This is a genomic window from Roseibium sp. RP-7, from assembly GCF_053005225.1.
This window is the reverse complement of sequence record NZ_JBRKQA010000004.1, coordinates 38,348-61,975: the sequence shown is the minus strand read 5'-3', so window position 1 is coordinate 61,975 and position 23,628 is coordinate 38,348. Positions and strand designations below refer to the sequence as shown.

The following is a 23,628-nucleotide window of genomic DNA, read 5'->3' as shown; positions in this document are numbered from 1 at the left end:
TGTCTTGGAAGGGCTTACTCAAAACTCCCGGCGAAAAGCGCATTGATGTCGCCGATGACGGATTGCGCTGTCTCACCACCTTGCAGGCCCAGGTTCAGCCGTTCTGAAGCTGCTGCCTGAAAGGCCATGTAGCCCTTGTGGCGCGGACGGACCCAGGCGTTGTCCAGGGTCCGGCGGGTGTCGCGGTAAAAGTCGTTTGTCACATCATTGACGGTCTCGTCAGACCAGCCGTCCGCATGACCAGGCTGGCCACCGGCAGCTGCAAAAGGCCCGCGCTGCACTGATCCGCTTGCGATCCAGAGAGCGAAGTCAGCAGCCTTCGAGACATGGTTCGAAAACGCGGAGACGGCAATGCCGGTGCCGCCAAGTGCGGAGCCCGTGGGGCCGTTGTCACCGGCAGCAGGGATATCGGCAAAGGAGAGGCGTTTCGGCCGGAAGCCTTCGATACCGTAGTTGACGTACCCGTAGATCAGGGGAACACAGGCAATCGGGCTGTCCGTCTTGCACATCTCCTCAAAGACCGCGATCGGATCCATGCCATAGCACCGGTCAGGAACGTGTCGCATCAGGCGCGAAATCAGCTCATAGACCGGTGCGCCGTTCTCAATCGAAATAAGCTCGCCCGGTCCTGTCGTCGCGCAGGGTGTTCCAAGGTTTGCCGACAGGGTGAAGAAGGTCATCAGCGAATGGGGCGGGCGCATCGGGATCAGCACCTTGCCCGCTTCCGCCAGTTCAAGGACTTCATCGAAGCGTGTGGGTGCCGCGCCGATGAGGTCTGCCCGATAGGCCTGGATCTGCGCGGCGGCGTCGATCGGATAGGCCCACTGGTGGCCCTCCCAGAAATAGCTTTCATAAGAACCGCCGACACTGCCATTGGCGACGGCCTGCCGGTTTTGCGGATCCCCGTGTCTGTCGAGTGGAGCAAGACAATTCTGCGTGGTGATTTCACCAACGTGCGGATGGTCGATGACGATCAGGTCATACTGACGCGCGAGATCTTCGACCGGGTAGGATTCGAAGTCCTGAAGCGAGCGCTTGTCCCAGTCGATCCCGACACCCGTCTGCTCTTCCCAGAGCTTCGAGCAGGCTACCATGGGCTCGTAGCCGCGCGGGTGGCTCCAGGTCATGCCTTTCAGGCGAACGGTGCTCATAGGCCGAACTCCTTCTCGATCGCGGCCGTGTGTTCGCCGACGCGCGGTGCAGCCCGGGCGATTTTCGGACGGGCGCCGTTCACTCTCAACGGGGAGCGGGTTGTCAGGATCGAGACATTGTCTTCACGCTCGACGCGCTGCAGCAGGTCCAGCCCGTTGAACCCTTCGCTTTCCAGCAGGCTGTCCCAGTCGAGCACCGGCGCACACCAGATGTCGGCGGGTTCGAAAACGGACATCCAGTCGTCGACCGTTCGTTCGGCAATCGCACCTGCGATCAGCTTCTTGATCGTCTCGCGTTCGGAAAACCAGACCGCCGGATCGCCGCAATAAGGCTCGAGAGCTTCCAGCTCCATCAGGTCACGCAGTTTCGGGATCGGCGTCATGGCAACCGCAATGTACCCGTCCTTTGCCTCATACACGCCGTAAGGCGCGGAGAGATAGGCATGTGCGTTGCGGAAACCGGACCGTTTCGGCATGCGCCTTCCGTCGTTGAGATAAGTGGTCAGAACTTCGAACTGGAAGTCGACCAGAGCTTCGAGAAGGCTGGTCTGGACATGGCTGCCCTTGCCGGTAACACCGCGCCGGACGAGGGCAGCAAGAAGGCCTTGTGCCAGGGCTGCCCCTGCGAACATGTCGCCGACGGCAAGTCCCATCGGTACCGGGCCGTCACCATCGTTGCCGCTGAGCCACATGAGGCCCGAACGTGCCTGGGCAAGCAGATCCTGCCCTGGGCGGGCAACCCATGGGCCGTCTTCCCCGTAACCGCTGATCGAGCCGTAGACCAGACCCGGATTGATCTTACGTACGGTCTCGTAGTCGAGGCCCAGCCGTTCGATCACGCCCGGCCGGAAATTCTGGACCAGCACGTCGGCCTTGGCGATCAGGCGCTTGAGACGGTCTATGTCCTCCGGCTTCTTCAAGTCGACGGCGAGGCTTTCCTTGCCGCGGTTGATGGCGTGAAAGATGGTCGAATCCCCGCCGATTTCCGTGTCGCTCAGATAGAGGCTGCGCGAAAGGTCTCCGGAGCCCGGCCGTTCGATCTTGATAACGCGCGCGCCAAGATCCTGCAGGCGCAAGGTGGCATAGGGACCGGAGAGAAACTGGCTCATGTCGAGCACGGTGATCCCGGCGAGCGGTAGTTCTGAAGTGGAGTTCATGTCGGTTCAGGCCCGGTTTTCAGGTTCTGTTCGGTCCGCGTGAGCGGCCGGATTGCGGTATTTCACGGTTTGCAGATGCTCGCAGTAGAGGACGAGTTCACCTGCCCCCTTGAAGACTTCGTAGGACGCCCGAATGAGGCCCATCTCTTCGTATTTCGGCTTCTTGTCGAGGTTTGTCCGGACCGTATAGATCGTGTCGCCAATGAAGACCGGCTTGATGAAGCGCAGCTTGTCGTAGCCATAGGAAAACGCGTTGACGCAGTTGGTCGCGACAAGGCCGAGGCCTGCGGAGAAGACGAACGCTCCGGCAACCAGTCTCTTGCCAAAGACCCCTTCCGTTTCTGCGAACATCTGGTCCTGCACATAAGGGTGAATGTCGACGACCAGTGTGTTGAAGAGGTGGCTTTCACCTTCGGCTATCGTCCGACGCAGGGAGCGTATGCAATGCCCCGGCTGCCAGTCTTCGTAAAACCAGTTCTCCGAATTCCAGACCGGGATGGCCGCATGCGCCGCCGGCATATCCTTCGGCAGCGTGCTGTCGATCCCGACCGTCGGTGCGAATGACGTTTCCATGGCTCCTCCCAATTTCTTATGTGAATACTATATTCACATATGATTTTTAGAAGCAAGAGCTCTGTTCTTCCCGGTGCATGGCTCGAAGGCACTAGCGCAGGCCCCGCAGGCAATGAGCCAACAGCAAAGAAGCTGCAGCGAGCTGGGTGTGCCGCAGCAGCAAACGGCAACCGGAACTGCAGTGCACGCAGAGCCAGGCGATTGCGGTGGGTTAAGTGGGTAATGGGGAGAATGACAGCCGGGCAAGACGGCTTTAGCGGCCGTTGGCGTCAAGGCGCCGGCGAGGCTGAAGGAGACATACGGCAGGGCTATCGGCGATCCTGATGTGCTTTGCCGTCGTTCGTCGCGACAAGAACAACCAGCGCCAGACGCCTATTCGTTGGCGCTGTTCCAGCTGTTGAGGGATGCCAGGAGCCGTTCCAGGGACGGCTTGATCCGGTCCGCATCCGATTGGTTCAAGGCAGACAGCAGGGTTCTTTCGTGTTCCCTTGCCTCTTCGACCACTTCGGAGCTCAGCTTCTGCCCGGCGTCGGTCAGGTGAACACGGACGCGGCGGCCGTCGCCCTTGTCGCTCTTGCGCACGACCAGACCACGCTTTTCCATCTGATCGACAATGCGCGTCATTCTGGATTGCTCCAGAAGGGAGTATTTCGCCAACTGCGTGATCATCAGTCCGTCCTGATCGAAAAGGCAGGCAAGAACCCGCCATTCCGGAACGCGCAGGCCCAATTCGCGCACGCGGAGGTGAAACTGGTGGCTTGCCGCTTCGCTTGATGCTGCCAGCAGGTACAGCAGGTAAGAAGAAACGAATTTTTCCGGCGTCAGGGTCAACACCCCCTCCAACTATGCACCTGTTTTCAAAGTGTCATTTATCCCGGACGGATCGGGAAAAAAAGAGGCTTGACTCATTTTATATGAAATTTCATATTTTTTACAGGAGGAGGCATTGCGGTGAAACTTGTTCTTGAAGGTGTAGAACCGGAAACCGATCAGATTCGTGTTTTCAGGTTTCGGGCGGAAGCCGGCGGGTCATTGCCGGGCTATGAGCCCGGTGCGCATGTCAAATTCGATCTCGGTCCTTTGGGCGAACGGGAGTACTCCCTGATCGACTGGCCGGAGACTGATGACCTCTATACGGTCGCGGTTCAGCGGGAGGAGAGCGGCCAGGGGGGCTCCAAGGCCATGCATGCCCTGAGCGCAGGCCAAACAATCTCCGTCAGCGAACCGAAGAACGACTTCCCCCTTGCCGAAGATGTTCCGCACGTCCTGCTTCTGGCCGGCGGCATCGGCATCACGCCGCTCATTTCGATGGCGACCCGGCTGAAATCGCAGGACCGGTCTTTCGAGCTGCATTATTCTGCACGTTCGGCTGTGCGGATGGGTTTTGCCGACAAGCTGAAGAACGCCTTCGGTGACAGCGCCCGTTTTTACCTTGACGACACGGACCCGCTCGATCTGGCCGCACTGATGAAAGCCCAGCCCTCCGGAACGCATCTTTATATCTGCGGCCCGAAGGGAATGATCGATGCCGCACGCGCTGCCGCGATCGCAGCCGGACTGGCGGAAGAGGCCATTCATGTTGAACTCTTCACCGCCCCCCAGGCGCAGTCCGGCGATGCGGCATTCGAGGTGGAGGTACACAGCACGGGACAGGTTGTGACCGTCGCCCCGGACCAGACCATCATCCAGGCACTGGAAGATGCCGGCCTCGACGTCATGTATGACTGTCAGCGCGGTGACTGCGGCATCTGCCAGACGGATGTGATCAGCGGTACGCCCGATCACCGCGACGTCGTGCTGTCGGATGCCGAGAAGGCATCGGGAAAGGTCATGCAGATTTGTGTCAGCCGCGCGAAATCCGCGCGACTTGTCCTCGATCTTTAGGGTTTCGCATTCCAGGGAGGAGCCAGCATGCAAACGGCCAGCCAAATCGCCGCTCTGTTCACGGGGCCGCAGGTGCATCGGGACGTCTACACGAGCCCGGAAATCTACAAGCTGGAAATGCAGCACCTGTTCGCAAACACCTGGGTGTTTGTCGGCCATGACAGCCAGACCCCGAACAAGGGTGACTATTTCACCACGCAGATCGGCGACCAGCCTGTCATCCAGGTGCGTCACTCCGATGGCGAAATTCACGTTCTTTATAATCGCTGCCCGCACAAGGGCACCAAGATCGCGATCGACCGGGAAGGCAACACGGGCAAGTTCTTCCGGTGCCCCTATCACGCCTGGTCGTTCAAGACGGACGGCTGCCTGCTCGCGATCCCGCTGAAGAAGGGTTACGAGAACACCGGCTTTGAAAACACCGAGAATGCCAAGGGCATGACAGCCGTTGGTGCGGTCAAGAACTATCGCGGCTTCGTCTTTGCCCGCCTGGCTGCGGAAGGCATCAGCTTCGAGGACTACTTCGGCGACAGCCTGAGTTCCATCGACAACATGGTCGACCGCTCGCCGGAAGGACGGCTTGAGATCGCCGGTCCGCCTCTGCGCTACATGCACAAGTGCAATTGGAAGATGCTGGTCGAAAACCAGACCGATACCTGCCACCCGATGGTCGCCCACGAAAGCTCCGCCGGAACGGCAGTGAACATCTGGAAGGAGATGGGCAACCCGGAACCGCGTCCGCCCGCGATGGAGATCATCGCGCCCTTCATGTCGCCCTACGAGTTCTTCGAGAACATGGGCATTCGTACCTGGCCGAACGGGCACGGGCATACCGGCGTGCATCACTCGATCCATTCCGACTATTCCGCGATACCTGGCTATTTCGAGGCCTTGAGCGAAACCCACGGCGAGGAGCGCGCGAAGGAAATTCTCGGCGAGAACCGGCATAACACCGTCTATTTCCCGAATATCATGATCAAGGGCCCGATCCAGCAGCTGCGCAATTTCATTCCGCTGGGGCCCGACAAGACACTGGTCGAAAGCTACATCTACCGTCTGGTCGGGGCGCCGGACGAACTTCTGGCGCGCACCGCCATGTACAACCGGATGATCAACGCTCCGACATCGATGGTCGGCCACGACGATCTGGAAATGTACGAGCGCGCGCAGGAAGGCCTCATGTCCAACGGCATGGAATGGGTCAACGTTCAGCGCCTCAGAACGGAAGAGGAAGACTTTAGCGAGGAGGCCGTGGAAAACGGCACCACGGAACGGCAGATGCGCAACCAGTTCGATGCCTGGGTGAAATTCATGACAGCTACGATGGAGAATGCGTGATGGCGGTTTCCAGGGAAGAGGTCATCGACTTCATCTATGACGAAGCAAGAATGCTGGACGAGGGCCGCTACAGTGAATGGCTGTCGTTGTGGCTGGAAGACGGCCACTACTGGATGCCGCTCGACTACAAGCAGACCGATCCACATCTGGTGACGTCCCTGCTCTACGAGGACATGTTCATGCTGCGCTTGCGCGTGGAACGGCTGAACGGGGCCAGAACCTTCAGCCAGAAGCCCAAGAGCCGTTGTCACCATGTCATCCAGCGGCCCTTCATCGACGAGATGGACGGGGACCGGATCGTCACCAACACATCCATTCATTATGTCGAAACGCGCCTGGACGAGCAGTTTCTGCTGGCGCTGACGGCAACGCACGAACTGAAAGTGGTCGATGGCGAGATCAGGATCGCCAACAAGCGTGTCGACATCCTCAATTGCGACGCCGCCTTCGGCAATATTCAGTTGCTGCCATGACGGCCATGACAGTTGAAACAGTTTATGAGGCCTTCGCTGCAACGGCGGAGAAATATCCGGACCGGCCGTTTCTGAACGTTCTGTCCGGCACTGCAGATGTCTACGGCATACCGCCCGGCGAGCTGACATATGGCACCGCGCGCCAGGAAGTCGACGCACTTGCGCGGGACTTGATGCAGGCTGGCTATGGTGCAGGCATGCGTGTTGCCCTGCTTCTGGAAAACCGGCCCACGTTCTTCCTGCATTGGCTCGCGCTAAACCGGATCGGCGGCTCCGTTGTGCCGGTCAATCCGGACCTGAGAGCAGCGGAGCTTGAATATCTCATCGGCCATTCCGAACCGGCGCTGATCATATCGATCGAAGACCGCCACAAGGAACTTGAGGCCGCCGTTGCCGCTGCCGGCATCAAGGCGGCCGTGATTGCCCCCGGCGACCCGGTTCCCGGGCCGCGCGACCAGGCGGTCACCGCCCGGCCGCTGGAAGGCGAAGCCCGCGAGGCGGCTATCCTCTACACCTCGGGGACGACCGGCAAACCGAAGGGCTGCGTCCTTCCCAACACCTATTTCCTGCTTGCGGGCCGCTGGTATGCCGGTGTCGGTGGACTGGCAACGCTGACGGAGGACGGCGAGCGCATGATCACGCCCCTGCCCGTCTTCCATATGAACGCAATGGCCTATTCCTTCATGGCGATGGTCATGGTTGGCGGGTGTCTTACCGTTCTGGATCGCTTTCACCCGCGTGCGTGGTGGCAGGATGTTGCCGCGTCCCGGGCAACCTGTCTGCATTACCTGGGCGTGATGCCGTCCATGCTGATGGGGTTCGACCCTTCCCCTGAAGAACGTGCGCATCAGGTTCGCTTCGGCTTTGGCGCAGGCGTCGACCCGAAGCTGCAGATTGCCTTCGAGGACCGTTTCGGCTTTCCGCTGGTTGAAGCCTGGGCGATGACGGAAACCGGTGCCGGGGCGGTGATTGCCGCCTCGGGTGAAGACCGGCTGGTGGCGCAGGCAAGCATCGGCAAGCCAGGCACGGGCGTCGAATGCCGGCTTGTCGACGATAGCGGCAGAGAGGCGGTTCAGGGTGAATTGCTGGTACGCCACGCGGGGCCGGATCCGCGCTACGGCTTCTTCTCGGAATACTACAAGGACGCTGCCGCGACGGACGAGGCCTGGAAAGACGGCTGGTTCCATACCGGCGACATCGTCCGCCAGGGCAAAGACGGCAACCTGTTTTTTGTCGACCGCAAGAAAAACGTCATCCGGCGGTCGGGCGAGAACATCGCCGCCGTGGAGGTGGAATCGATCCTGATGCGCCATCCCGATATCGAGGCGGCTGGTATTGCCCCTGTGCCCGACCCGGTGCGCGGCGACGAGGTGTTTGCTTGCCTGAAAGTGAAGAACCCGAGCCGAGACAAGGCCGAGGCGATCACACGCTGGTGCCTGGAGCAGATGGCCTATTACAAGGCGCCGGGCTACATCGCCTTTGTCGACAAGCTGCCGTTGACGCCGACCCAGAAGATCCAGCGGGCCGCCTTGAAGAAATTGGCCCTGCAGCTTCTGGACGATCCCGATACAATCGCCACCGGTCACATGAAAAAGCGGCAGGCCAGTTGATGGGGAAACGACAGAGCTATGAGGGCGTTGCGGTCACTGCACCGGTTTCAATTCCCTATCAGCGTTACTCCATCGAAACGGCCCATTGGTGGATCGCAAGCGCATTGCGCGGATCCCTTCAGGCCGCTGGTTTGAGGCCTGCGGATATTGACGGGTTTTCGGTTGCAAGCTTCACCCTGTTTCCGGATACGGCTGTCGGGCTGACGCAGCATCTGGGCCTGTGCCCCAGGTGGCTGGACAATATTCCGATGGGTGGTGCCAGTGGTGTGGTTGCCCTGCGGAGGGCCGCACGTGCAGTTCAGGCGGGCGATGCGGACATCGTGGCCTGCGTTGCCGGCGACACCAACCACATCGACAGCTTCAGAAACCTGCTGTCGAGTTTTTCCCGCTTTGCCCAGGATGCCTCCTACCCTTACGGATTTGGGGGGCCGAATGCCAATTTCGCGCTTCTGACCGACCGGTACATGCAGGAATATGGCGCGACACGCGAGGATTTCGGCAGGATCTGCGTTGCGCAGCGTGCCAATGCCCTGCGCAATCCGAACGCGCTGATGAAGAAGCCGCTGACGCTCGAGCAATATCTCGACGCCCGCCCGATCGCAGATCCGATTGCCCTGTTCGATTGTGTCATGCCTTGCGCCGGGTCCGAGTGTTTTCTCGTCATGCCCATTGAAGAGGCAGAGCGGCGGAACCTGCCCTATGCCGTGATCGGCGGAACAATCGAGCGCCACAACGCCCACGCCGAGGATCCCGTGCAACTGCGTGGCGGCTGGACGCTCGATGTCGAAGAACTCTACGCCATGGCGGAGTGCTCGCCGGACGACATCGATCTCCTGCAGACCTATGACGATTATCCCGTCATTTCGATGATGCAGATCGAGGATCTCGGTTTCTGCGACAAGGGCGCCGCCCCCGATTTCGTCAGGAACCGCGACCTGACAGTTTCCGGAGACTTTCCGCACAACACCTCCGGCGGACAACTGTCTGCCGGTCAGGCCGGGGCAGCGGGTGGTTTCATCGGCCTCGTGGAAGCACTGCGCCAGGTACTGGGTACCGCCGGAGGCACGCAGGTGGCAGATGCGACGACCGCGATGGTTTCAGGCTTCGGCATGATCAATTACGACCGCGGCGTCTGCACGAGTGCGGCCATTGTGAAAACAGGGAGCCCGGCATGAGCACACCGCTTTCCCCTCCCCTCAAGAAAGATCCGCAAAAGCGCACGCAGTCTCCGCTACGTCCCCCGGAGGCCCGGTCCCGCGCGGCTCTCGGCCTGACCGCGGCTGCGGCGGAAGGCCGTTTCGCTCTTCAGGTCTGTGACGACTGCGGCACGGTGCAATATCCGCCCCGGGATGTTTGCGGAAGCTGCCTGTCGGCGGGGCTGGAATGGCAGGACATCTCGCCGGCGGGCACACTGCTGGCAGAAACCCGGATCCGCACGTCGATCAATCTCTACTTCCGGGAGAGAACGCCGTGGCGCATGGGCTCGGTGCAACTGGATGCCGGTCCCGTGGTCCTGTGCCATGTGCATGGCGACTGCGAGCGCGGCGGGGAAGTTACACTGTTGAACCGCCTGGACGCGTCCGGCCAGGGCGTTTTGCTGGCAGTGCCCAAGGACAGGACAAGCAATATGGAAGACGATCCGCAAATGCGTGCCCTTTCAGCCGACCCGAAACACAGGCGCATCCTGATCACGGACCTGCGAAACCCGAATACGCCGGCTCTGGTGAACTCGCTGCTGGAGGCAGGGGCTTCGACCATCTTTGTCGGCGAGGCCGAAAGCTGGCGTCCGCACGCCAACCGCGATCTCTTGTCCGGGCTTGAAAAGGTCAGCGTGCTGCCGCTTGACGTCACGGACACCGCATCGGTAGAGCGGCTTGCCGGGGAAATTGTCGGCAAGACGGATATTCTGGTCAACAATGCCCGGTTTCTGCGGCCGGGCGGTGTTCTGGCAAGAGGCGATACTGCCTTCGCGCGTGAGGAAATGGAGACCAATTATCTTGGTCTGATGCGTCTTGCGCAGGCCTTCGGACCGGGCATGTGCGCTCGCACCAACGATGGCGTCAACTCGGCGGTTGCCTGGGTGAATATCCTGTCAGTCTTCGCCCTGTCCAACACACCGGACTTCGGCTGCTTTTCTGCCTCCAACGCTGCTGCCTATTCGCTGTCGCAGTCCCTGCGCGCAGAATTCCGTGCGTCCGGGCTGCGTGTGATGACCGTCTTCACCGGACCGGACGAAGACGACTGGACCCAGCCGGTGCCGCCTCCCAAGGTCAATGCAAAGGCTCTGGCAAGGTCTGTGGTCACGGGGCTGCAGCAGGGGCTTGAAGACGTGTGGTGCGGTGACGTTGCCATGGAGATACGCGAACGCTGGCGGCGGGACCCGAAAGTCCTGGAACGTGAACTCACGCAAGGGGGAGAAGGCGCATGAGCGGTCTGAACCAGCTGGTCTCCGGCCTCGCCACCGGAGCCGTCAGGATTGTGGATCTGACCCACACGCTCGATCCGGACTTTCCGGTGATTGTGCTGCCGCCCGAGTTCGGTCAGTGCGCGCGTTTCCGGATGGAGGAAATCAGCGCCTACGATCACCGTGGTCCGGCATGGAAATGGCACAACATTTCCATGAGCGAACACACCGGCACCCATTTCGATGCGCCCTCGCACTGGATTTCCGGAAAAGACGTGCCGAATGGCTCGGTCGATGAGATCCCGGTCGAGGCTTTTGTCGGGCCTGTGGTGGTAATCGATTGCTCAAAAGGCGCTTCGGAGAACGACGACTTCGAACTGACGCCCGAGGTGATCGCAAACTGGGAAAGCGAGTATGGCCGCATCCCGGAAGATGCCTGGGTGCTGATGCGCACCGACTGGTCCAAGCGCAGAGGCGCCGACTATCTGAACATGCGCGCAGACGGACCGCATTCGCCCGGGCCGACGCCGGAGGCGATCCGGTTTCTGATCGAGGAGCGGAACATCCGCGGCTTCGGTACCGAGACCGTCGGAACGGATGCAGGCCAGGGGGCGCACTACGTGCCGCCCTACCCCGCTCACTACTTTCTGCATGGCGCGGGAAAATACGGCCTGCAATGCCTGGCCAATCTCGATCAGCTGCCCGCGACAGGTGCCGTGCTGATTGCGGCTCCCCTGAAAATCAAGAATGGAACCGGCAGCCCGCTTCGGGTTCTGGCGATGGTGACGGAATGAGTGAATTTACGGCAGTCGTTACCGGCGGCAACAAGGGGATTGGTGCCGATCTGGTCGAAAGGCTTCTCGGTCAGGGTTACACGGTGGTGTCGGTGGCACGAACTGCACCGGAAAAGTCTCACCCGAACCTGCACTCTGTGGAAGCCGACCTTCTCGATGCACAAGCCGTGGCCGCTGCCGCCGGCGCGATCGCGGCGGAGTTCGACGTCACTCATCTGATCCATAATGCAGGGCTCATCTGGCCCAACCTTGTCGAGGATGCCAAGCCCGAAGACATCACCGGCCTTGCGCAGTTGCACCTGGGATCGGCATTAACACTCCTGCAGGCGGCCTTGCCAAACATGAAGGCGCGCCAGTTCGGCCGTGTCATGTTCAACGCCTCACGAGCGGCGCTCGGCGCACCGACCCGAACCGCCTACAGTGCCAGCAAGGCCGGCATGATCGGTATGGCGCGCACCTGGGCCCTGGAGCTTGCCCCACATGGCATCACCGTCAACGTGGTCGCCCCCGGCCCGATCCTGACCGACAACTTCTGGGGCATCGTCGAAAAGGACAGCCCGCAACAGGAAGCCCTCGCAAAACGCATCCCGGTCGGGCGCATTGGCAACGTCCGGGACGTGACCAATGCCTTCCTGTTCTTCTGCGATCCGGAAAACAGCTTCGTGACCGGACAGACGCTTTATGTCTGCGGCGGCGCGAGCGTCGGAACGCTGACGATCTAGTGTGGTGAATTTGAAATACGCCTCATTGGTGCTGCAACCGCCAGAGCGTATTTCAAACTCGAAAACCACACTAGAAACCTATATTTGCTAGTCACCCTTTTGAATCTGAAGTTCGTTCGGAGCATGCCGGAAATTGAGACGAACTTCAGATTCGGGTGACTAGCGGGAGCCGCGTTTGACGGGAAACCAACGCGATTTGTTCTGAAGCGTCTGAGCCGTCAGCTGTCTTCTTGATCTTGCGGCATGCAGGCCAGCAGGGCTGCCTTCACGTCATCCGGCCAGGGAATGGAGCAATGCTTGTCGAGATCGCTGGCGGCCAGCACCTGGGTGCTCGACCAGCGCTTCTCTCCCTTGCAACTGATCTCGTGATGCATGGTCACCGACGACCGGCCGACCCGCTTCACGGTTACTTCGAACTCCAGCTCTTCCCCGAAAAAGGAAGGGCTTGAGAAGTCGCTGGAAAGATGGACAGTCGGAGTGCCCCAACGTTCCTCCCAGATAATCTTGTGCCATGGATAGCCGAGCTTCAGCCAGAATTCCTCGTTCACACCGTTGAGGATGTTCAGATAGGATGGAAAATAGGCTGTGCCGGAGATGTCGCAATCACCGAAGTTGAGCATGCGGGTGGTTTTGAATGGAACGTCCAAGATGCGTTTCTCCCTGCCACTGGCTGGCTCACCATGGAAAGGTGGCCCAATTTTATTTATTTGATTTTGCACATATCGCAGAGGGGCTTCAACACGTGGATTGTTCGCCAGGATGTAAACTCCTTGCCTGCGTAACGCGGGCTGTGCGCTGAGAAATCTGGATAAATATCTGAAATCAAGAAGAATATTCGGAGTTTAGTGAAGCGTTGATCCACCGTGAAAATGATTGCGGAGCGGCGGTGTTTTCTATTGTCGATTGCAAAAAATACATGCAGTTTCATATTTATTGACAAGGCATGCTCATCAATGGAAGTATTCAAAAACGGTCTCGGGCCTGCGGAGGAGCCCAGCCAGACAGACGCATCATTCAAGGGAGAGGAAGATGAAGTCGCTATTCAAGATTGTTGGCGCTGCCGCAGTTTCACTGAGCCTTAGCGTTTCGGCGCTTTCGGCGGAAACCGTTCTCAAGATTTCCAGCTGGCTGCCGCCAACCCATAGCGTGAATACCGGCATTTTTGCCAATCTGATCACCATGATGGAAGAAGCTACAGGCGGCGAAGTCTCGGGTGAGCTGGTCTTTGGCCTCGCCCCGCCGCCAGCCCAGATGGATCTGGTTCTCGATGGTGCCGCAGACATGGCTATCATCTTCCACGGGTATCAACCGGGCCGTTTCGTCGGAACGAAGCTGATTGAACTGCCGGGTTATGAAGGCAACGCAGAAGACGCATCCGTCGCCTATTGGCGCGTTTATGAAAAATACATCGCTGCCCTGAACGAGCATCGCGGCGTCAAGGTCATTTCGCTCAACACCCATGGCCCCGGTCAGATCCATTCCAGCAAGGAAGTCAGCAGTCTTGCCGACATGAACGGCCTGAAGACGCGCATCGGCGGCGGTGTTGCCGGCGATGTGGGGTCCGCGCTCGGTCTGATCGGCATCAACGTTCCGGCTCCGAAGGTTTATGAAACGCTGGAATCCGGTGCGGCCGACGCCGTTGCGATGAATGTCGGCGAGCGTGTCGGCTTCAAGCTGAACGAAGTGGCCAAGTATCTTTATGACATGCCGGGCGGTCTCTATCGCGGCTCCTTTGCCGTGATCATGAGCCAGGAAAAATTCGACAGCCTGCCGGAAGATGTCCAGAAAGCCCTGGACGAGCAAGTGTTTGGTGAGCCCGCGAGCCGGATGGCAGGTGCATCCTGGGACGAGTCCGACACGATTGCCTATGAAGCGACCAAAAACGCAGAAGGCACGAAGATCACGCCTGCGAGCGATGATGACATCGCCAAGTTCGAGGAAATCAGCAAGGAAGTCACGGACAAGGTTCTGGCGGAATTGCAGGAAGCCGGGGTGGACGCGAAAGCCGCCTACGAAATGGTCAAGCAGGAAATGGCCGGAAACTAAACGAGTCCGGGCGGTCCGGTTCGTCCGGACCGCCCGCAGCTGAAGGATCTGGACGTGTCCCGTCTACTCAAGTTTGCGGCCAGTCTGCCGGCGCTGCTTGCCTCGTTTGCCTTGTTCGTCCTCATGGTCATGACGTTCTGCGACGTGGTGCTCCGGTCGGTGTTCAATGCGCCGATCGAAGTTGCCGCCGACATGACGCGTCTGCTCATGGCAATCATGGTTTTCTCCGTTCTGCCGGTCGTCTCCGCAAAGGATGGCCACATCTGCGTCGACCTGACGGATGGCATGTTCAAGCGCTCCGGACTGACCCGCTGGCGTAATGCATTCACAGATCTCTTTTGTGGCCTGATGCTGGTCCTCCCGGCCATGCGCGTATTTGATCTGGCCGAACGAAGCCGCTCCTACGGCGACGTCATGGAATATCTGCGCCTGCCCCTGCACTATGTCGGTTGGTTCATTTCCATCGTCACGGCAATTACCGCCGCAGTCCTCATTGTTCGCGGGCTCGGCCATATTTTCGCACCGAAATTGATGAGCCCCCGGCATGCTTGAAGGACTTCTCGGATTTGCAGCGGTTCTCGTACTGGTCCTGCTGCGAGTGCCCATCGCCTTCGCCATGGGCTTTGTCGGAATGATCGGCTTCATGATTGAATCGGGCTACCGCGCCTCGATTTCCATGACGGCCCGTCTGATCATCGATACCAGTCAGGATTACGGCCTCTCGGTCGTTCCGCTGTTCATCCTCATGGGGTTGTTTGTCAACAAGGCCGGGATCAGCCGGGAGCTCTATGCCGCTTCCAACGCGTTCCTCGGCCATTTCCGCGGTGGCCTCGCGATGGCAACCATCGTTGCCTGCGGCGGTTTTGCCGCCATATCCGGATCGTCCCTTGCAACCGCCGCCACCATGTCGAAGGTGGCCATGCCGGAAATGCGTCGGTTCGGCTATGCCGACAAACTGTCGACGGCTTCGATTGCCGCCGGCGGGACGCTCGGCATCCTCATACCGCCTTCGGTGATCCTCGTCATTTACGGCCTGCTGACCGAAACCTCGATCGGCAAGCTTTTTGTCGCCGGCATCATTCCCGGCCTTCTGGGTGTCGTACTCTATCTGGTTGCTGTCCAGTTCACGGTCTGGCGCGATCCGGAAGCCGGTCCGGCAGGGGAACGCATCAACCTCAGCGGAAGACTGTCCGCCCTGAAGGATGTCTGGGCTGTCCTGCTGCTGTTCTTTCTGGTGATCGGCGGGCTCTATGGTGTCTTCGATGTGCCGCCGATCAACCTGAGCTTCTCGCCGACGGAAGCCGCCGGCATGGGCGCCATGGGGGCTTTTCTGATTGCGCTCGCCCGCCGACGCCTGTCGCTCGCAGATGCCCTGGAAGCCCTGCGTGAAACGGCCATGACCGCAGCCAGCCTGTTTGCAGTTCTGATCGGCGCCTGGATCTTCTCCAACTTCGTCAATATCGCAGGCCTGCCGACCGCACTTAGCGACATGGTGACCGCCTACAATCTGCCGCCGTGGATGGTCATGGGGCTGATCCTGCTGATCTACATTGCGCTCGGCTGCGTGTTCGAAAGCCTGTCGATGCTGCTGTTGACCGTGCCGATTTTCTTTCCGGTCGTCACAGGGCTTGGCTATGATCCGATCTGGTTTGGCATCATCGTCGTGGTGGTAACCGAAATCAGCCTGATTACGCCTCCCGTCGGCCTGAATGTCTTCGTGTTGCGGGCGGTCGTCGGCGACGTGCCGACGGCCACGATCTTCAAGGGTGTCACGCCGTTCTGGATGGTCGATATCATTCGTCTGATCATCTTGCTGACACTGCCGGGACTAGTGCTCTTGCTGCCAAACCAGATGTAGGATCAGATTTGGTCTGGCATCTGACGGCAAGCCTCTGGCATCGGAGCCGACACAGACCGCAGACGTACCTTTTCAAAGGGGGATGCGGTCCGACTACTTTTCTGGGAGGAGGAGAAAATGGAACGCACTGCGAGCCCTGCAGACGCGATGGCGGGCGGTAAGTCTTCAAGGGGCAGACCGGACAACCCGGCCGCTGCCGAAGCCCAGTGTCCGTTTTCCAAGAAGGCTGCCGAATTCGATGCGTTCGCCGGACCCTATCAGGCGGACCCCGCAGAAGCACTGCGCTGGTCACGGGAGCAGTTGCCCGTCTTCTACAGTCCCAAGCTCGGCTACTGGGTGGTCAGTCGTTACGATGACATCAAGGCGGTCTTTCGTGACAACATCCTCTTCTCGCCCCGGAACGCCCTGGAAAAAATCACACCGGCAACGCCGGAAGCAATGGAGGTTCTGAAGGGCTACGGCTACGCAATGAACCGGACCATGGTGAACGAGGACGAGCCCGTACACATGGAACGGCGGCGCGCTCTGATGGACCACTTTCTTCCGGATAATCTGGAAGCCAGGCAGGAGATGGTGCGCCGGCTGACGCGCGAAAAGATCGACGCCTTCATCGACAGCGGCCGGGTCGATCTGGTCGATGCCATGCTTTACGAAGTGCCACTGAACGTTGCCCTGCATTTTCTGGGCGTTCCGGAAGACGACATTGCGGTCCTCAAGAACTTCTCGGTCGCCCACTCGGTCAATACCTGGGGCAAGCCCACCGACGAGCAACAGGTCGCCATTGCGCATGACGTCGGGCAGTTCTGGAACTACGCGGGCAAGATCATCGAAAAGATGCGCAAGGAGCCGGACGGAACCGGCTGGATGCATGAGACGATCCGCAAGAACGCGGAAATGCCGGATGTCGTGCCGGACAGCTACGTGCATTCGATGATGATGGCGATCATCGTTGCCGCCCACGAAACGACGTCGCTTGCCTCGGCAGGAATGTTCAAGACGCTGCTCACCCACAGGCTGGCCTGGCAGGACATCTGCGAGGATCCGAGCCTGATCCCCAACGCGGTGGAAGAATGCCTGCGCTATTCCGGTTCCATCGTTGCGTGGCGGCGGCAGGCCATGGCGGCGACCAGCATCGGTGGCGTCGAGATCCCGGAAGGTGCGAAGCTGCTTATCGTGCAGGCGTCCGGTAACCAGGATGAGCGGCATTTCGAAGATGGCGACAAGTTTGACATCTACCGCGACAACGCCGTCGATCACCTCACGTTCGGCTACGGCAGCCACCAGTGCATGGGCAAGAACATTGCCCGTATGGAAATGCGGATCTTCCTGGAAGAAATGACCCGCCGGTTGCCGCATCTACAGTTGGCCGAACAGGAATTCACCTACCTCGCCAATACCTCCTTCAGAGGTCCGGATCATGTCTGGGTCGAGTGGGATCCGGTGAAGAACCCCGAGCGGGCCACGCCGTCGATTGCAAACGGGAGCCATCATTTCCCGGTTGGAGCGCCTGCGCGCCGTGATATCGCGCGCAAGATCCGCGTCAAGAATGTCCGCAGGGAAGCAGACGGCATTCTTGGGCTGACGATCGAGGATGCCAAGGGCCGGTCCCTGCCGGGCTGGAGTGCCGGGGCACATATCGAAGTGTGCCTTGAGGGCTTCGATCGCAAATATTCGCTGTGCGGCAGAGCGGATAGCAGGGACTACGATATCGCCGTGCTTCTTGAAGAAGATGGGCGGGGCGGTTCCCACCGAATTCACGAGGTCGCCGCAGAGGGGCTTGAACTGCGCCTTCGCGGACCCAGCAACCTCTTCCGGCTCGACGAACAGGCCAGCTCATACGTCCTGATTGCCGGAGGGATCGGCATCACGCCAATCCTCGCCATGGCAGACCGTCTCAAGGCATTGGGGCAAGACTACACGATCCACTATTGCGGTCGATCCCGCGAAAGCATGGCCTTTCTGGACCGGTTGCAAGCCGACCACCCCGGAAGGCTTGCGATCTATGCCGGGGATGAAGGCGCACGCGCGGATCTGGCCGCCATTGTCGCCGGCTTGCGCGACGGCGGGCAGATCTATGCTTGCGGTCCGCAGCGGATGATTTCCCAGCTGGAAGACCTTACTGCAAGTCACCCGGCCGGCACCTTGCATTTCGAGCATTTTTCCGCGCAGGAGACCGCTCTCGATCCATCGAAGGAAAACGCCTTTCAGGTCGAACTGAAAGATTCCGGCCTGACGCTTGAAGTCGCAGCAGATGTAACGTTGCTCGACGCACTGCTTGCGTCAGGTATCGACATTGCCTGCGATTGCCGGGAAGGTTTGTGCGGCAGTTGCGAGGTTGAAGTTCTTGAGGGAGAAATCGATCATCGCGACGTGGTACTGACGCGCACCGAACGCGCGGAAAACAGGCGCATGATGTCCTGCTGCTCGCGGTCTGTGAAGGGCGGCAAGGTCAAGCTGGCGCTGTAGGGTGCCGGGCGACGGTTCGCAAGGAGCGAACCGTCCGCAGACCGGTAATCGTTTCAACGCTGGAAAACCCGCGTTCTGGTGCCGCCGGCAGGTCCTGTCCGGCTGACGGTGCAGGACTGACTGTTGGTGCTGCAGTTGCGACTGCGCGACGCGGTGCCGCCGTAAGGGCCAACCACGTTTCGGGTGGCATTGCATTCACCATTGGCACAGGTGCGGGACTGGCTGGCCGAACCGCCATAGATACCCGTCGTCGTCCGCGTGGCCGTGCAGCTGTCTCCTGTGCAGGTAACTGCCCTGTCACGCGAAGTAACGCGTGCCGCCGGTGCGACCGGATAACCTGGGCGGTAATAATGACCCCAGCGGCCATACCAGGGATAGGCGGCGTAATAGGTGTCCCAATAAGCGCGGTTATAGGCAACGACGGTGAGGCCGACTGCGGGTGCGACCACTGGCGTGACGATGACCGGGTTGCCGCGGTAAACGACCTGAATGTAGCTGGCCGACACCCAGCCGCGATACGCGCCGAAGCTCACGTCGCACCAGGAATAGCCGGAAACGCAGCCGTAAGTCGTGATCCGTGTTCCGGCGGGAACAACAGTGACGACGGGATAGCCGGTCGAAGGGCCAGCTCTCAGGTTCACGTTTCCGGTGGAGACGGCAACCGTTGCCGCCGCCGCAAGCGATGGTGCGCCGATCAGGATCGCCAGCGCGAGGTACAGTCGTTTCATCATGGTGTTCTCCATATGCGTCGCCGCCTTGGCAGCGGCCTCTGGAGACCCTCGACCCGTCGCTTGCACCGGGTCTTTCCGGCGCGTTGCGTTATGTTTCAATTTGTAAAACATGACCGTTCGGTCGGCGTTGGTCCTGCTGGCGCGTACAGGAAGACAAATGCCGTGGCCGCGGTGGTTCTGCACCGTGCGGCGCTCTGGCAGCCAAGGCATTTCGTTAGATTTCCGGTTTGTATGATTTTGTAATCGCTCCCTGTTTTCGTTTGATTTCGCAGGGTCCTCATGTGCAATTGAACTCATGGAACCGGATGCAAAGACAATATTGATCGTCGACGACGATCATGAAATCCGCCGCCTTGTGGGCGAGTTTCTGAGCCGGGAAGGCTTCGAAGTCGTCTCTGCACAGGACGGCCGGGACATGGATTCGGCGCTTGAACGCGTCCAGCCGGACCTTTTCATTCTCGACCTCATGTTGCCGGGCGAAGATGGACTGTCCATCTGCCGCAGGCTGCGTACTCAGGGCAATACGCCCATTCTCATGCTGACGGCAAAAGGGGATGAAACCGACCGTGTGGTCGGGCTGGAACTCGGCGCCGATGATTATGTCGTCAAGCCCTTTGGCCCGCGAGAGCTGCTGGCACGGGTCAGGGCGATGTTGCGCAGGGCCGCCTCCAACCCCTCGCAACCCATGTCGAGACGGTTTGCCTTTGACCGGTTCATTGTCGATCTGGACGCGCGCCAGGTCGAGACCGACGATGGAGATCTGGTGTCCGTCACCAGTGCCGAATTCGATCTTCTGTCGTGTTTTGTTCTCCGCCCGCGCAGGGTTCTCTCCCGCGATCAGATCCTGGACTGGACCCGTGGTCGCAGTGCCGGTCCTTTCGACCGTACAGTCGATATCCTGGTTTCGCGCATCCGCAAGAAACTGGAAAGTTACAGCCCCGGCAGCAGCTTGATAAACACCGTTCGTAATGGCGGCTATCTTCTGACGGCCTCGGTCCGGCAGGTGGCGTGAGATGCGCTTCGGCCTGGTCGCAAGACTTGTTGCCATCGGCGCGAGCCTGCTGCTGGTCTTGTGGCTGCTGGTGCTGGGCGTCGCCTATCGCGAAGGCAGTCTTTCGCGCGCAACATCCAACCCCGAACCTGCGCAGCTTGCCGCGATTGCAGAGCTTTTTGCTGGTACTCCTCTCGCGCAGCAGGACACGGTTCTGAAAGCTGTCCGCTCGCCGGGGATTGATGTTCAACTGGTAGCCGTTTCCGAGGTTCCCGAAACCGACAGCCAACTGCGTGACAGCGGTGTGCTTGAACCCTACCGGGCAATTCTGGGAGAGCGCCTGCTTGCCGCACAGTCTCGCAAGCTGAACGGACTGGACGGCAGCCGCTGGCGTTTCGGCCCCATGCGCCCGCTCAAGTTCTGGATCGCGGCGGGAGACGGCAAGGCTCTGGCAATCGGGGTTCATCTGCCGTTCCCGGTCACGCCTCTGGGCTTGCCTGTCGGCCTGGGGGCGGGTCTGCTCGGTACGGTATTCGCGTTTATCGCGCTGCTTCTGTTCCACCGTGAGATCCGGCCGCTTGCAAGGCTGGCGGCGGCGGTGGACCGCATCGATCCGTCCACCGAACCTGTTCCCTTGCCGGATACCCGCGCCGGTACGCCGGAAATTTCAGCCCTCGTCCGGGCGTTCGACAGGCTGCAAAAGCGGCTTCACACCATGACCCGCTCGCGAATGGCACTGATCGGCGGGCTCCAGCACGACGTGCGCAGCTTCGCCACCCGCCTCAGATTGCGTCTGGAAAATCTGCCGGACGCCTCGGAGCGAGAGCGGGCAACGTCCGATATCACGGACATGATTTCCCTGCTCGACAATGCCCTTCTGATTTCCCGGGCCGGCGTCGGCGTGCTCGACGAGGAGTTGCTTGATCTCTGCGAACTTGTCAGCGCGGAGTTTGCCGAGTTCAGGGAAGCAGGACTGCCTGCCGAAGCGAGTGAGGATTTCGCGCGGAAGCAGGCATGGATCGTCGGCGATCGTGTCGCGCTCAGGCGCATCATTTTGAACGTGGTCGACAACGCCATCAAATATGGCACCCGCGCGCGGGCAACCTTCGACCAGGACGGAGAGCGGATAACGATCCTGATTGATGATGATGGCCCCGGCTTTTCGGAAGAAGCCAGATCGCTGTTGCTCGAGCCCTTTGTGCGCGCGGAACCATCAAGGTCCCGGGGAACTGGCGGTGCAGGCCTCGGTCTTTCGGTAGCCCGGTCACTGACCGAAGCCCATGACGGGGCCATCAGTCTGGAAAACACCCCACGGGGTGGCCGGGTGAAAGTGACGTTGCCCCTCTTCAAGTCAGGCTGACCACCGGGCGGGAAACAAAAAGCTACAATTTCCCATCAGCCGGAAAACCGGCGGATATGCAGAATTTGCAGGATCTCTCCATCGACAACGAGTTGGAGAGTACCGTGAAGAAGCTGATCCCCTTGTCACTTGTGGCCGGCGTCACGCTTGCCGCCGTCATGCCTTTTGCCGCGGTGTCGCAGGACAATCCCTTCGCCATCAAAGGCCCTGCCTATCCACCCGAATTGCCTGTCGTCTTCGGGGGCGTTCACGACATCTACGACGTTGCGGAACGCCTCGATCATCTTCGGCATTTCTATACCGGGAAAGCCGCCAGGTTCAGGCTGGCCGGCGCGTTGAGTTCGCAGGAAACGGCAATAGGCATCCGGGCCGGCCAACAGGACGAATGGCGAGCCTATACCGCTGCAATGCTCGCTCTGGTCCCGGATGCCGGCACGGTGCGCGCCCTTGCAGGAGCGCCTGACGAAGATCCGGCAGGTCCGGAAGCCTTCGGCCGGATTGAAGCTCTGGCGGACGTCCTCTCCGTCTATGGCGAAAAGGGTGCAGCGTTGAAAACCGCAGTCGAGAACCTGCGCGCAGCGCTAACGGAAGAACAGCTTGAGGCCTCCCGGTTTCCTCGCCTTACCCTCAGATAACCCGCATCTCAATACGACAGAATTGCCGGTGCTCCCGCCGCACCGGCAAAGACGGGCGCGTGGCCGCCAATGTTCTACGCGCCCGTCGTCCCCCTCAAGACACAGGATGATTTTCATGAGATTTTTGATTTCGGCTCTTTTGCTTCTGGGCGTCTCCGGGGCTCATGCCCAGGAGCTGACCCGTCAGCAGATGCGGGAAATCAGGACCGCCTGCGAAGCAGACGTGCGCAGCTTGTGCTCCGGCATACAGCCGGGCGGCGGCAGGCTTCTGCAGTGCCTTCAGGCCAATGCGGCAAACATGTCGCCGAGTTGCGCGAACAAGCTTCTTGAACTTCAGGCGTCACGTCCTCCGCAATAACAAAAGCCGCGGCGGCAAGCGCTTCCCGGCAATGCCGCCGCTACCAATTCAACTTTGCCTTTTGAGGGGCTCTGGCCCATGTCGTTTTATGCAGACGGACTGGTCCAGCCTTTCCATTCCAGCTTGCCGGAAAAGGTTTCGACGAGCGCGTCAATCAGGACTCTGACCTTCCGGGGTGTATTCGCGCCAGGGGGGCGGAGTACGTAAAGACCGACTTCAGGTGTTGGATAGTCAAGCAGCAAGGGAACAAGGTCACCACGCTCAACCGCATCGTTGACGAGAAACAGGGGCGCGTGAGCAATTCCAAGCCCCGCAACCGCCCAGGCTACGGTTATGTCTCCGTTGTCAGTGCGCAGACGTCCCGAGGGGCGTACAGAGATGTTCCCGTTGCCACTGTGGAAGATCCAGTCCGGTGAAAGCGCAGCTGTGTAAATGAGGCATTCGTGGGCCGTCAGGTCTTCAGGCGTTTGCGGTGTACCATATTGCTTCAGATAGGTCGGGCTGGCGACGACGATCGAGTTGATCGGTGCGATCTTGCGAGCGACGTAGCTGGAATCGCGCAACTTCCCAATTCGGATCGCAGCATCGAACCGCTCGCCGATCAGATCGACAACCCGGTCAGAAAACGAGGCATCCACTTTCAACCGCGGGTGACGACAGGCCAGAGATCCGAGGATCGGGCCAAGATGTCTTGTCCCGAAGGCAAGAGGGACGGACAGTCGCAATTCTCCGACGATTTCGTTCGAGTGCTCGGAGATTGCTTCTAGCGTGTCTTCATAGTTGGCCAGAAGATCCTCGCTTCTGGATTTGAATTCCTGGCCAGCCTCCGTGGGGGCAATGCCGCGGGTCGTCCGATCCAGTAGACGGGTGCCGAGCAGGTCTTCAATCCTCGCAATTCTGCGGCTGACGATGGATTTCGAGATGCCGAGTCGCGTCGCAGCCGCGCTCAGGCTGCCGCATTCCACGACTTCGATGAAGCATCGCATATCGTCCAGATCAATCATGCGTTCCTCTCAGAGCAACAATCTGGTTCGGAAAATGACGGTTCCGGAAAAGGCATCCGGGAACCAAGTTGAC

At 59.9% G+C, this 23,628-nt stretch carries 23 protein-coding genes; 16 read left to right on the top strand and 7 right to left on the bottom strand.

Annotation, left to right across the window (positions count from 1 at the left end; genetic code table 11):
* Positions 1 to 14: 14 nt before the first annotated feature.
* The 4 genes from ACVDG9_RS26570 to ACVDG9_RS26555 form a co-directional block, all read right to left on the bottom strand.
* A complete protein-coding gene (locus ACVDG9_RS26570; protein ID WP_447239411.1) occupies positions 15 to 1,151 on the bottom strand; it encodes a type 2 periplasmic-binding domain-containing protein in 1,137 nt (378 codons plus the stop codon).
* Positions 1,148 to 2,308 (bottom strand): CaiB/BaiF CoA transferase family protein, encoded by a 1,161-nt coding sequence (locus tag ACVDG9_RS26565; RefSeq protein WP_447239410.1) that lies wholly within the window; start codon positions 2,306 to 2,308, stop codon positions 1,148 to 1,150. The genes ACVDG9_RS26570 and ACVDG9_RS26565 overlap by 4 nt, the downstream gene beginning before the upstream one ends.
* A 6-nt stretch (positions 2,309 to 2,314) precedes the next feature.
* Entirely contained in the window at positions 2,315 to 2,881 is a 567-nt protein-coding gene (locus ACVDG9_RS26560; protein WP_152507928.1) for a MaoC family dehydratase, read from the bottom strand.
* 372 nt (positions 2,882 to 3,253) lie between these two features.
* Positions 3,254 to 3,715 carry a MarR family winged helix-turn-helix transcriptional regulator gene (locus ACVDG9_RS26555; RefSeq protein WP_439896020.1) on the bottom strand — a complete coding sequence of 154 codons (462 nt, stop codon included), beginning with the start codon at positions 3,713 to 3,715 and terminating at the stop codon, positions 3,254 to 3,256.
* A 117-nt stretch (positions 3,716 to 3,832) separates the two neighbouring features.
* On the opposite strand from ACVDG9_RS26555, the gene ACVDG9_RS26550 reads away from it, so the two are divergent.
* From ACVDG9_RS26550 to ACVDG9_RS26515, 8 genes are read left to right on the top strand one after another with little or no spacing between them, the layout of a single operon-like run.
* A complete protein-coding gene (locus tag ACVDG9_RS26550; protein ID WP_447239409.1) occupies positions 3,833 to 4,765 on the top strand; it encodes a PDR/VanB family oxidoreductase in 933 nt (310 codons plus the stop codon).
* 27 nt (positions 4,766 to 4,792) lie between these two features.
* The gene (locus ACVDG9_RS26545; protein WP_447239408.1) at positions 4,793 to 6,103 is read left to right on the top strand and encodes an aromatic ring-hydroxylating dioxygenase subunit alpha; all 1,311 of its coding nucleotides are present in this window, start codon (positions 4,793 to 4,795) and stop codon (positions 6,101 to 6,103) included.
* Positions 6,103 to 6,576 carry an aromatic-ring-hydroxylating dioxygenase subunit beta gene (locus ACVDG9_RS26540; protein WP_447239407.1) on the top strand — a complete coding sequence of 158 codons (474 nt, stop codon included), beginning with the start codon at positions 6,103 to 6,105 and terminating at the stop codon, positions 6,574 to 6,576. Before ACVDG9_RS26545 ends, ACVDG9_RS26540 begins: the two co-directional genes overlap by 1 nt.
* A complete protein-coding gene (locus ACVDG9_RS26535; protein ID WP_447239406.1) occupies positions 6,573 to 8,186 on the top strand; it encodes an AMP-binding protein in 1,614 nt (537 codons plus the stop codon). Before ACVDG9_RS26540 ends, ACVDG9_RS26535 begins: the two co-directional genes overlap by 4 nt.
* Positions 8,186 to 9,361 carry a thiolase family protein gene (locus ACVDG9_RS26530; RefSeq protein ID WP_447239405.1) on the top strand — a complete coding sequence of 392 codons (1,176 nt, stop codon included), beginning with the start codon at positions 8,186 to 8,188 and terminating at the stop codon, positions 9,359 to 9,361. Before ACVDG9_RS26535 ends, ACVDG9_RS26530 begins: the two co-directional genes overlap by 1 nt.
* A complete protein-coding gene (locus ACVDG9_RS26525; protein ID WP_447239404.1) occupies positions 9,358 to 10,614 on the top strand; it encodes an SDR family NAD(P)-dependent oxidoreductase in 1,257 nt (418 codons plus the stop codon). The genes ACVDG9_RS26530 and ACVDG9_RS26525 overlap by 4 nt, the downstream gene beginning before the upstream one ends.
* Positions 10,611 to 11,384: a cyclase family protein gene (locus ACVDG9_RS26520; protein WP_297839543.1), complete on the top strand. Its 774-nt coding sequence runs from the start codon at positions 10,611 to 10,613 to the stop codon at positions 11,382 to 11,384. Before ACVDG9_RS26525 ends, ACVDG9_RS26520 begins: the two co-directional genes overlap by 4 nt.
* Positions 11,381 to 12,106 carry an SDR family NAD(P)-dependent oxidoreductase gene (locus tag ACVDG9_RS26515; protein WP_447239403.1) on the top strand — a complete coding sequence of 242 codons (726 nt, stop codon included), beginning with the start codon at positions 11,381 to 11,383 and terminating at the stop codon, positions 12,104 to 12,106. The genes ACVDG9_RS26520 and ACVDG9_RS26515 overlap by 4 nt, the downstream gene beginning before the upstream one ends.
* Before the next feature lie 218 nt (positions 12,107 to 12,324).
* On the opposite strand, the gene ACVDG9_RS26510 is transcribed toward ACVDG9_RS26515, so the two are convergent.
* A complete protein-coding gene (locus ACVDG9_RS26510; RefSeq protein ID WP_031269446.1) occupies positions 12,325 to 12,753 on the bottom strand; it encodes an acyl-CoA thioesterase in 429 nt (142 codons plus the stop codon).
* Positions 12,754 to 13,135: 382 nt separating this feature from the next.
* On the opposite strand from ACVDG9_RS26510, the gene ACVDG9_RS26505 reads away from it, so the two are divergent.
* From ACVDG9_RS26505 to ACVDG9_RS26490, 4 genes are all read left to right on the top strand, one after another.
* Positions 13,136 to 14,152 (top strand): TRAP transporter substrate-binding protein, encoded by a 1,017-nt coding sequence (locus ACVDG9_RS26505; RefSeq protein ID WP_447239402.1) that lies wholly within the window; start codon positions 13,136 to 13,138, stop codon positions 14,150 to 14,152.
* A 54-nt stretch (positions 14,153 to 14,206) separates the two neighbouring features.
* Positions 14,207 to 14,704 (top strand): TRAP transporter small permease, encoded by a 498-nt coding sequence (locus tag ACVDG9_RS26500; RefSeq protein ID WP_447239401.1) that lies wholly within the window; start codon positions 14,207 to 14,209, stop codon positions 14,702 to 14,704.
* Complete coding sequence (locus ACVDG9_RS26495; RefSeq protein ID WP_023001304.1) at positions 14,697 to 16,010, top strand: TRAP transporter large permease; 1,314 nt, start codon at positions 14,697 to 14,699, stop codon at positions 16,008 to 16,010. The genes ACVDG9_RS26500 and ACVDG9_RS26495 overlap by 8 nt, the downstream gene beginning before the upstream one ends.
* Positions 16,011 to 16,127: 117 nt before the next feature.
* Positions 16,128 to 18,476 carry a cytochrome P450/oxidoreductase gene (locus ACVDG9_RS26490; RefSeq protein ID WP_447239400.1) on the top strand — a complete coding sequence of 783 codons (2,349 nt, stop codon included), beginning with the start codon at positions 16,128 to 16,130 and terminating at the stop codon, positions 18,474 to 18,476.
* Between the two features lie 53 nt (positions 18,477 to 18,529).
* Here the strand turns inward: ACVDG9_RS26490 and ACVDG9_RS26485 are convergent, their stop codons facing one another.
* Positions 18,530 to 19,207: an SH3 domain-containing protein gene (locus ACVDG9_RS26485; protein ID WP_447239399.1), complete on the bottom strand. Its 678-nt coding sequence runs from the start codon at positions 19,205 to 19,207 to the stop codon at positions 18,530 to 18,532.
* A 295-nt stretch (positions 19,208 to 19,502) separates the two neighbouring features.
* On the opposite strand from ACVDG9_RS26485, the gene ACVDG9_RS26480 reads away from it, so the two are divergent.
* From ACVDG9_RS26480 to ACVDG9_RS26465, 4 genes are all read left to right on the top strand, one after another.
* Positions 19,503 to 20,219, top strand: coding sequence for a response regulator (locus tag ACVDG9_RS26480; RefSeq protein WP_447239398.1), 717 nt, complete (start codon positions 19,503 to 19,505; stop codon positions 20,217 to 20,219).
* A 1-nt stretch (position 20,220) separates the two neighbouring features.
* A complete protein-coding gene (locus ACVDG9_RS26475; protein ID WP_447239397.1) occupies positions 20,221 to 21,558 on the top strand; it encodes a HAMP domain-containing sensor histidine kinase in 1,338 nt (445 codons plus the stop codon).
* Positions 21,559 to 21,614: 56 nt separating this feature from the next.
* On the top strand, positions 21,615 to 22,193 hold the full coding sequence (locus ACVDG9_RS26470) for a hypothetical protein (RefSeq protein WP_447239396.1): 579 nt from the start codon (positions 21,615 to 21,617) through the stop codon (positions 22,191 to 22,193).
* A gap of 115 nt (positions 22,194 to 22,308) precedes the next feature.
* Complete coding sequence (locus ACVDG9_RS26465) at positions 22,309 to 22,551, top strand: cysteine rich repeat-containing protein (RefSeq protein ID WP_168687600.1); 243 nt, start codon at positions 22,309 to 22,311, stop codon at positions 22,549 to 22,551.
* A gap of 86 nt (positions 22,552 to 22,637) precedes the next feature.
* On the opposite strand, the gene ACVDG9_RS26460 is transcribed toward ACVDG9_RS26465, so the two are convergent.
* Positions 22,638 to 23,555 (bottom strand): LysR family transcriptional regulator, encoded by a 918-nt coding sequence (locus ACVDG9_RS26460; protein WP_447239395.1) that lies wholly within the window; start codon positions 23,553 to 23,555, stop codon positions 22,638 to 22,640.
* Positions 23,556 to 23,628 lie beyond the last annotated feature (73 nt).